The 12,017-nt window shown below is 64.4% G+C and carries 10 protein-coding genes and 1 pseudogene; 7 read left to right on the top strand and 4 right to left on the bottom strand.

Going from position 1 to position 12,017, the window contains the following annotated elements:
• The first annotated feature begins 187 nt into the window (after positions 1 to 187).
• From AC2FNS_RS01485 to AC2FNS_RS01475, 3 genes are all read left to right on the top strand, one after another.
• Positions 188 to 1,270 (top strand): TRAP transporter substrate-binding protein, encoded by a 1,083-nt coding sequence (locus AC2FNS_RS01485; protein ID WP_496711782.1) that lies wholly within the window; start codon positions 188 to 190, stop codon positions 1,268 to 1,270.
• Between the two features lie 123 nt (positions 1,271 to 1,393).
• Complete coding sequence (locus tag AC2FNS_RS01480; protein WP_496794802.1) at positions 1,394 to 2,320, top strand: TRAP transporter small permease subunit; 927 nt, start codon at positions 1,394 to 1,396, stop codon at positions 2,318 to 2,320.
• Positions 2,321 to 2,338: 18 nt separating this feature from the next.
• Positions 2,339 to 4,693: a TRAP transporter large permease subunit gene (locus tag AC2FNS_RS01475; RefSeq protein WP_496711783.1), complete on the top strand. Its 2,355-nt coding sequence runs from the start codon at positions 2,339 to 2,341 to the stop codon at positions 4,691 to 4,693.
• Positions 4,694 to 4,767: 74 nt separating this feature from the next.
• Here AC2FNS_RS01475 and AC2FNS_RS01470 read toward each other — a convergent pair.
• The 4 genes and pseudogenes from AC2FNS_RS01470 to AC2FNS_RS01455 all read right to left on the bottom strand — a co-directional run bounded on the left by AC2FNS_RS01470 (position 4,768) and on the right by AC2FNS_RS01455 (position 6,971).
• A pseudogene (locus AC2FNS_RS01470) lies at positions 4,768 to 5,153 on the bottom strand (VOC family protein).
• A gap of 6 nt (positions 5,154 to 5,159) precedes the next feature.
• On the bottom strand, positions 5,160 to 5,984 hold the full coding sequence (locus AC2FNS_RS01465; RefSeq protein ID WP_496686399.1) for an arginyltransferase: 825 nt from the start codon (positions 5,982 to 5,984) through the stop codon (positions 5,160 to 5,162).
• 74 nt (positions 5,985 to 6,058) lie between these two features.
• The gene (locus tag AC2FNS_RS01460; RefSeq protein WP_496683890.1) at positions 6,059 to 6,490 is read right to left on the bottom strand and encodes an RDD family protein; all 432 of its coding nucleotides are present in this window, start codon (positions 6,488 to 6,490) and stop codon (positions 6,059 to 6,061) included.
• 61 nt (positions 6,491 to 6,551) lie between these two features.
• Positions 6,552 to 6,971 (bottom strand): DUF2852 domain-containing protein, encoded by a 420-nt coding sequence (locus AC2FNS_RS01455; RefSeq protein WP_496683893.1) that lies wholly within the window; start codon positions 6,969 to 6,971, stop codon positions 6,552 to 6,554.
• Between the two features lie 178 nt (positions 6,972 to 7,149).
• On the opposite strand from AC2FNS_RS01455, the gene glnE reads away from it, so the two are divergent.
• Genes glnE through AC2FNS_RS01435 form a run of 4 tightly spaced genes read left to right on the top strand, consistent with a single transcriptional unit; the run spans position 7,150 to position 11,996 of the window.
• Positions 7,150 to 9,942 (top strand): bifunctional [glutamate--ammonia ligase]-adenylyl-L-tyrosine phosphorylase/[glutamate--ammonia-ligase] adenylyltransferase, encoded by a 2,793-nt coding sequence (gene glnE / locus AC2FNS_RS01450; protein ID WP_496711784.1) that lies wholly within the window; start codon positions 7,150 to 7,152, stop codon positions 9,940 to 9,942.
• Positions 9,929 to 10,201, top strand: coding sequence for a hypothetical protein (locus AC2FNS_RS01445; protein WP_496683899.1), 273 nt, complete (start codon positions 9,929 to 9,931; stop codon positions 10,199 to 10,201). Before glnE ends, AC2FNS_RS01445 begins: the two co-directional genes overlap by 14 nt.
• A gap of 47 nt (positions 10,202 to 10,248) precedes the next feature.
• On the top strand, positions 10,249 to 11,457 hold the full coding sequence (locus AC2FNS_RS01440; protein WP_496711785.1) for an RSP_2647 family RNA methyltransferase: 1,209 nt from the start codon (positions 10,249 to 10,251) through the stop codon (positions 11,455 to 11,457).
• On the top strand, positions 11,454 to 11,996 hold the full coding sequence (locus tag AC2FNS_RS01435) for an RSP_2648 family PIN domain-containing protein (RefSeq protein ID WP_496711786.1): 543 nt from the start codon (positions 11,454 to 11,456) through the stop codon (positions 11,994 to 11,996). The genes AC2FNS_RS01440 and AC2FNS_RS01435 overlap by 4 nt, the downstream gene beginning before the upstream one ends.
• Positions 11,997 to 12,017 lie beyond the last annotated feature (21 nt).

The following is a 12,017-nucleotide window of genomic DNA, read 5'->3' as shown; positions in this document are numbered from 1 at the left end:
GGCCCGAAAGTCACGCGGACGATAGCGGTAACAGCCGCTTTTGCCATCATGCCGGACCAAAAAATCGCGCGCTCTACGCAGTAGTAGGTATTCACTTTCAAGCGGCCTAGATTAACGTGTCGACACTCGAAGCGACTGGTCCGGGTGCGCCCGGGCCGTGAATGAATGAAGGGGAGGATCACCTGATATGGATCGTCGCAAGTTTCTGAAGACATCGGCACTGGGCGGCTCGGCCGCGGCGGCAACCGCACTGGCGGCACCGGCCTACGCGCAGGGCAAGCGCACGCTGACCATGGTTACCTCGTGGGGCCGCGGTCTGGCGGGCGTGTTCGACAGCGCCCAGCGCTGCGCCGACAGCATCACCGCAATGTCCGACGGCAACCTGACCGTCGACATCAAGGCCGCGGGAGAACTGGTCGGCGCGTTCGAAGTGTTCGACGCCGTGTCGTCGGGCCAGGCCGACATGTACCACGCCGCCGACTATTACTTCGTCGGTCAGCACCCGGCCTACGCCTTCTTCACCGCGGTTCCGTTCGGCATGACCGCGCAGGAACTGGTGAACTGGTACTACTTCGATGGCGGCATGGAACTGCATGACGAGCTGGGTCAGATCTTCGGCCTGAAGTCGTTCCTGGCCGGCAACACCGGCGCGCAGGCCGGCGGCTGGTTCTCGAAAGAGATCAACAGCCCCGAGGACTTCAACGGTCTGAAGTTCCGTATGCCGGGCCTGGGCGGCAAGGCGCTGGGCAAGCTGGGCGCATCGGTCCAGAACATTCCGGGTTCGGAAGTGTACCAGGCGCTGTCGTCCGGTGCGATCGACGGCACCGAGTGGATCGGTCCCTGGGCCGACGAAAAGGCCGGCTTCCAGGAGATCACCAAGATCTACTACACCGCTGGCTTCCACGAGCCGGGCGCGGGCCTGTCGCTGGCAACCAACCGCGAAGTGTTCGAAAGCCTGTCGCCGGCGCACCAGAAGATCATCGAGATCGCGGCCGCCGAAGCGCACCAGTGGAACCTGGCGCAGTTCCTGGCCAACAACGGTGCGGCGCTGCAGCGTCTGCAGGCCGGTGGCGTGAAGGTCATGGAATTCCCCGACAGCGTCTGGGATGCCTTCGGCAAGGCCAGCCAGGACGTTCTGGCCGAGAACATGGGCGACGAGCTGTTCAAGAAGGTCCATGACAGCGCAATGGCGTCGATGAAGGCCTCTTCGTCGTGGCTGAACATGTCGTCGGGCGTCTACACCGCGCAGCGCGACCGCGTTCTGGGCTAACTGGCCAACTGGCAATCATTCGGTTTCCCCGCCTCGCGCGGGGAAGCCATTTCTGTTGCAGGTGCGCGGATCGGTCAAATTCCGGTATAATCAGCATCGCAACTGACGGGACCTGGGGACATCATGCAGGACGAAAACGGTATCTCGTTCTTCGGCGCCCTGTGGAACGGACTGCTCTGGTTCGTTCAAAACATCGCCGAAGCCTTCTATAATTTCGGATACGCGATCACGCATCCGCAGCTGTGGCTGGACTGGTCGAACAAAGAAGCGATCATGCGCTTCGTCTATTATGGCGGATCGGTCGAGTTCTTCTTCGTGGTCTTCACAGGCTTTCTGGTGATGACGGCCATCGGCATCTATCACCGGAATTTCATGTGGGGCGTCGTGCGCGTTCTGGAAGGCTTTGCCAACACGACGGGTCGGTTCTTTGCCTGGGCGGGCCTGCTGATGGTGATCCAGCAGATCGTCATCGTGTTCATGCAGCGTGTTTTCGCGCGGCCCGACATGGCGTTCGGCCTGGGTATTCCGTTTCAGATGGATATCAGCTGGTACGCCGAAGAGCTGAAGCTGTACAATGCGCTGGTCGTCTGCCTGTGTTGCACCTACACCTTCGTGCAAGGCGGCCATGTCCGGGTTGACCTGATCTATGCCGGCATCTCGCACCGGGCCAAGCGCGTGGTCGACATGCTGGGCTCGATCCTGTTCATGATGCCCATCGCGGTTCTGGTCTGGCTGTATGGCTGGTTCTTCCTGTGGCGGCACCTGATCGTGCCGAATCCTTCGGCCAGCGACACGCTGGACCGGCTGGTGATGAAATCCCGCGCGCTGCGCTGGAACGTCGAAACCATCGGTTTCAGCCCCAACGGCTTCAATGCCTACTTCCTGTTCAAGATCCTGCTTGTGGCCTTTGCCGCGATGGTGTTCCTGCACGCGATCGCGTTCTTCTACCGGTCCTATCTCGAATTCGTCGAAGGCCCGGAAAGCGCTGGAAAATACCTCGACAAGGACAGCCTTGGCGAAGGTGAAGAAGCCTACGAAGGCACACATTAAGGACGGAGACCCAGACACATGCTATTCGGACTTGATGGCGTCGAGATAGGCCTCATTATCGTATTCCTCTGCCTGTTTGGCGGGATTCTCAGCGGCTTTCCGGTGGCGTTTGCCATCGGCGGGGCCGGCATCATCTCTTTCGGGATCATCGCCGCGCTGGACAGCGCCGGATTGCTGATCCACCAGGCGATCGACACAAGCTCGCAAGCCTATCGGGACCTCGTGAATTCGGGCGTGAAACCCGATGTGATTTCCGTGTTCCGGTACCCGGATCTGCCAAGGATTGCCGAGCCGGTCTTCGCCTCGGGCTGGGAAACCGCGCTGGACCGCAACGTGTCCTTCATCGTGAACCGCATCAACGAACGGGTTCTGGCCGGTCAGTCGATCGAGACTCTGCTGGCGGTGCTGATGTTCGTGCTGATGGGCATCACGCTGGAACGCTCGAAAATCGCCAACGACCTGCTGACCACCATGGCGCGCGTCTTTGGGCCGCTGCCGGGCGGTCTGGCGGTGTCGATCGTGGTCGTGGGTGCGTTCCTTGCGGCCTCGACCGGGATCGTGGGCGCGACCGTGGTGACGATGGGCTTGCTGGCCCTGCCGACCATGCTGCGCAACAACTACTCGCCGGAACTGGCGACTGGCGTGATCGCGGCCTCGGGCACGCTGGGCCAGATCATTCCGCCCTCGATCGTGATCGTTCTGTTGGGCACTCTGGCGGGAGACCTGTATTCGACTGCGCAAGAGACCCGCGCAGTCGAGGCGGGCTGTACCGACGCGCTGACATATCTGGGTGAGCCGGCCGTGGTTTCGGTGGGGACGCTGTTCCAGGCGGCGCTGCTGCCGGGGATCATGCTGGCGCTGCTTTATGCGCTCTACGCATTTGGCTACGCGTTGTTGAACCCGCACAAGGCGCCTGCGGTCGAACTGTCGGGTGGCAGCGGCGAGCCGATCACGCGTTCGGAAGGGCTGACCTGGCTGCTGGGTGCTCCGGTCGCTCTGATCGTGGGCGCGGTGCTGCTCGGCAACCTGGGCGTCATCGGCAGCCAGAATATCACGGTTTCGGGATTCTCGGATATCGGTGAGGCAGCCACGCTGCGTACCAACGTGTCCGAAGAGTGCAAGGCCTCGATGATCGAACTGCATGGTCAGGAGGCCTGGGACAAGGCTGTGGCCGAGCAGGAAGCCATCGACGCTGCCGGCGGCGTGACCGAGTCGCAGCGGCTGAGCGAGGAAGAGTTGGCTGCCGCGCGTGAAGCCAAGATCGCCGCCGCCGCACCGATCGGTACCGGTGTTGCAGTGATTGTCGTGCTGCTGGGGCTGACGCTGGTGATGGGCCGGGGCATCGCGCCGTCGCAATCGCCGCAGCCGCTGATCGTGGGGGCAATCGGGCTTGTCCTGATGCTGCTGGTCGATGTGCTGCTGATCGCGCCGACCACCTCGTCGGGGGCCACGTTCCTGCTGTTGGCGCTGCCGTTCGCACTGGCAATGTATGGCTGCAAAGCCGCGGCGGCGCGCTGTGCCACCAATGATCTGATCCGCGTGGTGTTCCCGCCGCTGGTTCTGATCATCGCGGTTCTGGGCTCGATCCTGGGCGGCGTGACCAACCCGACGCCGGCGGCGGCGCTGGGGGCGGGCGGGGCCATCATGCTGGCGGCCTATCGCAAGCTGCAGGACCAGGGGCGGTCGGGCAAGGTGATCATCTGGTCGACCTTCGCAGTCATCATCTGCCTGCTGCTGGGCGTGAACTTTGACCTGCGCATCAATCAGGGTGGCGTCTCGGTCGAGAGCTGGATCGCCTTCATCCTGGCCTATGCTGCCTATCTGTACGCGCTGTTCGGCCTGCTGTTCGCGTGCTGGGTGTTGTTCACAAGCGGCGTGCTCACACCGGTGGTGCGGGAAACCGCCAAGGTGACCTCGATGGTCTTCACCATCCTGATCGGCTCGCAGCTGCTGAACCTCGTGGTGATCTCGTTCGGCGGGGAGCACTATATCCAGCAGTTCCTGAGGAGCTTCGACAACGAATTCACGGTCTTCCTGATCGTGATGTTGGTGCTGTTCATCCTGGGCTTCGTGCTGGACTTCCTCGAGATCATCTACATCGTGATCCCGATCGTGGGGCCGGTGATCTATGGCGGGTCGTTCGATCCGAAATGGGTGACGATCATGGTGGCGGTGAACCTGCAGACCTCGTTCCTGACGCCGCCATTCGGGTTCGCGCTGTTCTATCTGCGCGGCGTGGCGCCGAAAGAGGTGACGACGGGCCATATCTACCGCGGGATCATCCCCTTCGTGCTGATCCAGGTGGTGGGCATCGCGATCCTGTGGTTCTTCCCGTCGATCGTGACCATCGTTCCGGACCTGATCCCGAACTGACAGGTCTTGGCGTTCTCAAATTGAAAAGGGGGCCGCGTGGCCCCCTTTGCTTTGGCACCGGCTGACGCCGGTTGTCAGGTGAACTGGATCAGGTCACAGCGGTTTCCGAACGGGCCCTGCCAAACGGCAACAATGCAAAGGGTTCGTGGCGCGACTCCTCCTCGAACAGAACGCCCTTGGCCCGCATGTCCGCGTGATCGCGGGCGAAATCATCGGTGGCTAGGAAGAAGCCCACCCGGTCGCCGGTCTGGTTGCCGATGGCGGCCTGCCGATCGGCCCCATCGGCCTTGGCCAGCACCAGCCCAGCGCCGCCGCCGGGCGGGGTGACGAGAACCCAGCGTTTGCCGTCGCCCAGTTCGACATCCTGGGTCAGTCGAAAGCGCAGCGTCCGGGTGTGGAACGCGATCGCGTCCTCATAGTCCGGCACCACCAGGGTGACGGCTTGCAAGGTTTGCCGCATGGATGTTCAACCCCTGGTCGGGTGTCGGTCGGGAAGCTGGATGCTTGCGACCTGTTCGGCAATCGGAGCGGCCGCCAGCGGATGGTGTTCGCTGTTCGAGAAGGCCGAGGGGTCGCTGACCGATTGCCACCTGTTGCCCAAATAGACTTCCAGGCCCGCGAACTTGGCCTTGTACCCCATCTTGGGGCTGCCCGGCACCCAATAGCCCAGATAGACATAGGGCAGGCCGGCCTCGCGCGCGATATCGATATGGTCGAGGATCATGTAGGTGCCCAGAGAGTTCTGCGGCTGATCGGGGTCGTAGAAGGAGTAGACCATGCTCAGCCCGTCATCCAGGACGTCGGTCAGGCTGACGGCGATCAGGTTGCCGGTTTCCGGGTCGGCATATTCCACCACGCGGCTGCGGATCGGGGTTTCCTCGATCATCGCAGCAAATTCGAACACGTCCATATCGGCCATTCCGCCATCTGCGTGACGCGCATCGAGATAGCGCCGGAACAGTTCGTACTGGTCATCGGTGGCCCAGGGCGAGGTTGCACGCCGCTGGAGATGCGCGTTGCGTCGCGCCGCGCGTTTCTGGCTTTTGCTCGGGTGGAACGCCGACACGTCAATCCGCGCCGAAAGGCAGGCGGCGCAATCGGCGCAGGATGGCCGGTACAGTACGTTCTGCGAGCGCCTGAATCCCTGTTGCGACAAGGCGTTGTTCAGGTGATCGGCACCTTCACCCTGAAGCGCGGTGAACAGCTTCCGCTCAACCCTGCCCTCGAGATAGGGGCAGGGTTGTGGTGCAGTCACATAGAACTGCGGCGCAATCGGCAGCGTGTGTCGCATGAAGGCCCCGTGTTTCCTCGGGGATGATGATAGCAACGCAAATCCGGGTCGCCAAGTCCCTGAAACGGTTGGGTTCAGGCGCGCTGGTTCAGCATGACGGTGCCCAGGAAGGCATCGGTCAGGCCCTGGTTGCGGGCGCTGGTCAGCATCATGATGACCGAGATGATCTGCAGGATCGGGAAGGCCATGCTGACGAAATACCCCGCAGTGTGGGCCACGGCCTTGCCGGTGTCCATCCGTTCGCCGAAGGCGTCGCGCAGCTCGATTCCCATGAATCGCATGCCCAGCGTGGCAGAGCCGTTGGCGATGGTGACCACCCGGTAGACAAAGCTGACCACTGCGTAGATCAGCGCAAGCACGAAAAGCCCCATGCCAAAGGTCAGCAGAATGGCGACCGTGCATAGCAGCGAGATGAAGGCGATGTCGAACAGCCAGGCGAAGAAACGTTTGATCGCCACCGATTGATAGAATTCTGGCTGGCGGTCGGGATCAGGCAGGTGGGTCATTGCAGGTTCCGAATATCCGTTGGCGCGCCCTGTCCCTAAACCGGGGCAGGGCCAGTGTCCATCAGGCGGTTTCGCCTTTGTCGTCCGCATCGTTGGCGCGGGCGCGCTCGTCCATGAACTGGTCGAACTCGGCCTTGTCCTTGGCCTCGCGCAGGCGGCGCAGGAAGGCTTCAAAGTCCTGCTGCTCGCGCTCCAGCCGGGCCAGGGTATCGGCCTTGTAGGCATCGAACGCGCTGTTGCCCGAGGGCTTCATCGCGCTCATGTGGCTGTGCCACGAATGGCGGCGGCTGCAGGATTTGCTGAACATACGTTTGCTCCAGATCATGTAGGCGAGAAGGGCCAGCCCGACGGGCCAGAAGAAGATGAAACCAAGGACCATGGCGGCGATCCAGGCGCCTTTGCCCTTGTCGTCCAGCCAGGTTTCGGTGCGGTGCAGCCATCCCGGGTTGCGGGGGACGGCGGATTCGGACAATGCGGTCATGTGGGCTCTCCTGGGTTGATGTAAAACGCTTTCACATTGATCTAGATGGGGGCGTGCGGCCGGGTTGCAAGGGATCAATGTGAAAAAGATTTACATTTTTGCGAGTCCGTGCGGATCTTCCCCGCAGGGCCGCTTTGCCCCATTGACCTTGGCGGACGGCAATGTGCACCTTGCGCGCATGAGCGAAGCCCTGTCCATCACCCGTGTTCCGCGCGCCTATGACCCCGATCTGGGGCGCGAAGCCGTTGCTGCCGTGCCCGATCTGACGCCCGAGCAGTCCGAGTTGATCCTTGGCGCCGCTGGCAGCAGCCCCTATCTGAACGGTCTGATCCAGCGCGAAGGCGACTGGCTGGCGCAGGCCTTGCGGGACCCGCAGCAGGCGATGGAACGCGTCATGTCCAAGGCCCGTGCCCTGCCGCCCGACCAGTTGAAGCCCGGTTTGCGGCTGGCCAAGCGCCGCGTCGCGTTGCTGACCGCGCTGGCCGATCTGTCGGGCGCATGGCCGTTGGAACAGGTCACCGGCGCGTTGACCGACTTTGCGGCGCTTGCCGTGGACATCGCGGCCAAGGCCGAGATCGCGGCGCTGATCCGGCGCAAGAAACTGCCCGGCATGACCGAAGACGACGTCGAGACCGCCGCCGGGATGGTGATCCTGGCGATGGGCAAGATGGGCGCGCACGAACTGAACTACAGCTCGGATATCGACCTGATCGTGCTGTTCGACGAAACCCGGTACGATCCGGATGATTTCTATGAGGCGCGACAGGGCATGGTGCGGGCGACGCGCAATTTCTGCGCCACACTCAGCGACAAGACGGCCGATGGTTACGTGTTCCGCACCGATCTGCGCCTGCGCCCCGATCCCGCGGTCACCCCTGTCTGCATGGCGACCGAGGCGGCCGAGCGCTACTACGAAAGCCTGGGCCGCACATGGGAGCGTGCCGCCTATATCAAGGCCCGCCCATGTGCCGGCGACATCGCCGCCGGGCAGCGGTTTGTGGAAACCCTGCGGCCCTTTGTCTGGCGCCGCCATCTGGATTTCGCCGCCATCCAGGACGCCCACGACATGCGCCTGCGCATCCGCGAGAACAAGGGTACCGGGGGGGCTCTGACGATCCCCGGCCATGACATGAAGCTGGGGCAGGGCGGCATTCGCGAAATCGAGTTCTTTACCCAGACGCGGCAGTTGATTGCCGGGGGCCGCGACCCCGACCTGCGCGTGCGCGGCACGGTTCCGGGACTGGCGGCGCTGGCGGCAAAGGGCTGGGTACCGCAGGACGCGGCCGACAAGCTGACCGACCACTACCGCGCCCATCGCGAGGTCGAACACCGCATCCAGATGGTGCATGATGCGCAGACCCACAAGGTGCCGCAATCGCCCGACGGGATCGAACGCATCGCCTGCCTGATGGGCACCACAAGCGCCGACCTGACGGCCGATCTGACCCGCCGTCTGAGCGAGGTGCACGAGCTGACCGAGGGCTTTTTCGCGCCCGGCGCCGGCCCCGCGCCGACCGCAGCGCCCCCGGTCGCGTTCGACGCCGGCGTTCTGGCCCGGTGGACAACCTATCCCGCGCTGCGCTCGCAAAGGGGCGCGCGCATTTTCGAGCGGCTCAAGCCCGAACTGCTGGCACGGCTGGCCAAGACCGCCCGCCCCGACGAGGCGCTGCTGGCGCTGGATGGGTTTCTGGCCGGCTTGCCCGCCGGTGTTCAGCTGTTTTCCCTGTTCGAAGCCAACCCGCATCTGACCGACCTTCTGGTCGATATCGTCGGCACCTCGCACGCGCTTGCGTCGCACCTGTCGCGCAATGCGCAGGTGTTCGACGCGGTGATCGGCGGCAGCTTCTTTGCCGAGTGGCCCGGTCAGGCCGCGCTCCGGCAAGAACTGGCTGCGGCCCTGTCCGCCGAGACCGACTATGAAACCCAGCTGGACCTGGCCCGACGCTGGTGCAAGGAATGGCATTTCCGCATCGGCGTGCATCACCTGCGCGGCCTGATCGACGGGCTTGAGGCCGGTCGGCAATATGCCGAGCTGGCCCAGGCCGTGATCGCCGCGATCCTGCCTTGTGTCGAGCATCAGTTTGCGCGAAAGCACGGGCCGGCGCCGGGCAGGGGCGCGGCGGTACTGGGCATGGGGTCGCTGGGGGCGGGCCGGATCAACTCGCAATCCGACCTGGACATGATCGTGATCTATGACCCGCAGGGCGAGGAGATGTCGGATGGCCCGCGGTCCCTGGCCACGCGCACCTACTACGCGCGTTTCACCCAGGCGCTGATCACCGCGCTGTCCGCGCCCATGTCGCAGGGACGTCTGTACGAAGTCGACATGCGCCTGCGCCCCTCGGGAAATCAGGGGCCGGTGGCGACAAGCTGGGCCAGCTTCACCCATTACCAGCAGAAGGAAGCCTGGGTGTGGGAACATCTGGCCCTGACCCGCGCCCGCGTGGTCGCGGGCGAGCCCGGGCTGGCCCGCGACATCGAGGCCTTCCGCTCCGACTTCATCGCGCGCCCGCGGGACGCGGGGCATGTCCTGCGCGAAGTTTCGGAAATGCGTGCGCGTTTGGCGGCAGCCAAGTCTCCCGCCGGGATCTGGGACGTCAAGAATGGGCCCGGCCGCCTGCTGGACATCGAACTGATGGCCGAGGCCGGGGCCTTGCTGGCGGGCTCGGCGGAACGCGATGTGGCCTCGGGCCTGCAGGGCGCCGTCGCTGCGGGGCTGCTTGAGGTCGCTCAGGCGCAGGTCTTGTGCGAGGCCTATGACCTATTCTGGCAGGTGCAATGCGCCGCGCGGCTGCTGTCGGGCAAGGTGATCGAGGCCGACAAGATCGGGCAGGGGGGCACGGCCTTTCTGTGCCGGGCCACTGGGTTTGAGCAGGTCGAACAGTTGCAGGCCGCATTGCAGGAAAACTATGCCGCCGCCGCCGCCATCATAAGCGCGGTGATCGAGGAGGGACGCGATGCCGCGCAGTGACGACCCCAACGACCCCAAGGGCCTGATCCGCGAGGCCTATCGCATCGAGGGCATCGCCTTGCCCGAATGCCGCAGCATCTTTCTGGACTGGGCGCTCAGCCTGCCGGACGGGCGCGACCAGAAGCAGGCGCTGACCGAGTTGCACGCTTTCTATGCCGCGCGCGATGCCGATCATCCCATGACACAGGTCTTGCGCGAAGGGCTGGATACCGCGCAGGCCCCGCGCCGGCGCGGCGGTTGGCGTGCCCGGCCACGGTGACCCAATCGGGGCTTTCCTGCCCGCGCAATCGCGACTATGAGGGCGCCATGACGCAATCCACCACGCCCGACCGCCCCAGAATCCGTTTGAAACCCAAAGCCAACGCGCGCGGTCTGCGCCACGGCTTTCCCTGGGTCTATGCCAATGACATCGTTACCGACCGGCGCACCCGCAAGATCGCGCCCGGTGCGCTGGCCGTGCTTGAGGATGACAAACGCGCCCCGATCGCGCTGGTGGCAGTCAATCCGAACTCCAAGATCATGTGCCGGGTGCTGGATCGCGACCTGTCGGCACAGCTGGACGCCGAGTGGTTCGAAACCCGCCTGCGCCGGGCGCTCGACCTGCGCGAACGGCTGTTCGATGCGCCCTTCTACCGGCTGGTCCATGCCGAGGCCGACGGTTTTCCAGGTGTCATCATTGACCGGTTCGGCGACGCCTGCGTGATCCAGCCCAACGCCGCGTGGGCAGAGGCGCATCTGGACCTTCTGACCGACGCGCTGGTCGCGGTGACAGGGGTGACGACCGTGCTCAAGAACGCCGCGGGCCGCACCCGCGGGCTGGAAGGTCTGGATGACGTGAACCAGACCCTGCGCGGCACCGCGCCCGATGCACCACTGCCCGTTCCGATGAATGGCGCGATCTACATGGCCGACCTGACCGGGGGCCAGAAAACCGGCCTGTTTTACGACCAGCGCCCCAACCACGCCTTTGCCGCCCGCTTGGCGGGCCCCGGTGCGCATGTGCTGGACGTGTTCAGCCACGTGGGCGGGTTTGGCCTGGCCATGCTGGCCGGTGGCGCCGACCACGCGCTGTCGGTCGATGGCTCGGCCGCCGCGCTGACTCTGGCCGAGCAGGGCGCCGTCGCCTCGGGCTTTGGCGACCGCTTTGAAACCCGACAGGGCGATGCCTTTGACGTCCTGACCCAACTGGGCGAGGACGGTGCGCAGTTCGACGTGGTCATCTGCGATCCGCCAGCCTTTGCGCCGTCGAAACAGGCGCTGGATGCCGGGCTGCGGGCCTATGAGCGGATCGCCCGCCTGGCCGCACCGCTTGTCAAACCGGGGGGGTATCTGGGCCTGTGTTCCTGCTCGCACGCAGCAGACCTGACCCGCTTCCGCGAGGCCTGCGCCCGTGGCATCGGCCGGGCCGGGCGTCAGGCGCAGATGATCCACACCGGCTTTGCCGGACCCGACCATCCACAACTGCCGCAACTGGCCGAGAGTGGCTATCTGAAATCCGTGTTCTACCGACTGTGAAGGCGGTTCTCGACACCTGCGTCATCTACCCGACGGTGATGCGCGAGATGCTGCTGGGCGTGGCGGCGCGGGGCCACTTCACCCCGCTCTGGTCGGCTCGCATCCTCGAGGAATGGGCCCGCGCCGCCCGCAAACTTGGCCCCGAGGGCGAGGCACAGGCCCGGGCCGAAATCGCGTTGGTGCAGGCACATTGGCCACAGGCCGAACGCCCCGAGGCGCCCGGCCTCGAACAGCGCCTCTGGCTTCCCGATCCGGCCGACACGCATGTGCTGGCCACCGCGGTCGCCGCTTCGGCCGACACGATCATCACCGTCAATGCCAAGGACTTTCCAAGACATATCCTGGCCGAAGAGGGCCTTGCCCGCATCGACCCCGACAGCTTCCTTCACGGCATCTGGCAGAATGATCCGATCAGCGTCGAACAGGTGGCTCAATCGGTTCTGACCGAAGCCAACCGCCTGTCGGGCGACAGCTGGACCCTGCGCGCATTGATGAAAAAGGCCCGGCTGCCGCGCCTCGGCAAGGCTCTGGCGGCCTGACCGCTTCATCTGGCCCGAAAT

The organism is Ruegeria sp. BHSA191 (genome assembly GCF_059613325.1).
Note: the sequence above shows the minus strand (reverse complement) of the source record. Positions and strands in the feature narration are given on the sequence as shown.

What these genes read in the sequence shown, in the direction of transcription:
- AC2FNS_RS01485 (WP_496711782.1), top strand. Translation starts at nt 188, where the DNA reads ATGGATCGTCGCAAGTTTCTGAAGACATCGGCACTGGGCGGCTCGGCC.
- AC2FNS_RS01480 (WP_496794802.1), top strand. Translation starts at nt 1,394, where the DNA reads ATGCAGGACGAAAACGGTATCTCGTTCTTCGGCGCCCTGTGGAACGGA.
- AC2FNS_RS01475 (WP_496711783.1), top strand. Translation starts at nt 2,339, where the DNA reads ATGCTATTCGGACTTGATGGCGTCGAGATAGGCCTCATTATCGTATTC.
- AC2FNS_RS01465 (WP_496686399.1), bottom strand. Translation starts at nt 5,984, where the DNA reads ATGCGACACACGCTGCCGATTGCGCCGCAGTTCTATGTGACTGCACCA.
- AC2FNS_RS01460 (WP_496683890.1), bottom strand. Translation starts at nt 6,490, where the DNA reads ATGACCCACCTGCCTGATCCCGACCGCCAGCCAGAATTCTATCAATCG.
- AC2FNS_RS01455 (WP_496683893.1), bottom strand. Translation starts at nt 6,971, where the DNA reads ATGACCGCATTGTCCGAATCCGCCGTCCCCCGCAACCCGGGATGGCTG.
- glnE (WP_496711784.1), top strand. Translation starts at nt 7,150, where the DNA reads ATGAGCGAAGCCCTGTCCATCACCCGTGTTCCGCGCGCCTATGACCCC.
- AC2FNS_RS01445 (WP_496683899.1), top strand. Translation starts at nt 9,929, where the DNA reads ATGCCGCGCAGTGACGACCCCAACGACCCCAAGGGCCTGATCCGCGAG.
- AC2FNS_RS01440 (WP_496711785.1), top strand. Translation starts at nt 10,249, where the DNA reads ATGACGCAATCCACCACGCCCGACCGCCCCAGAATCCGTTTGAAACCC.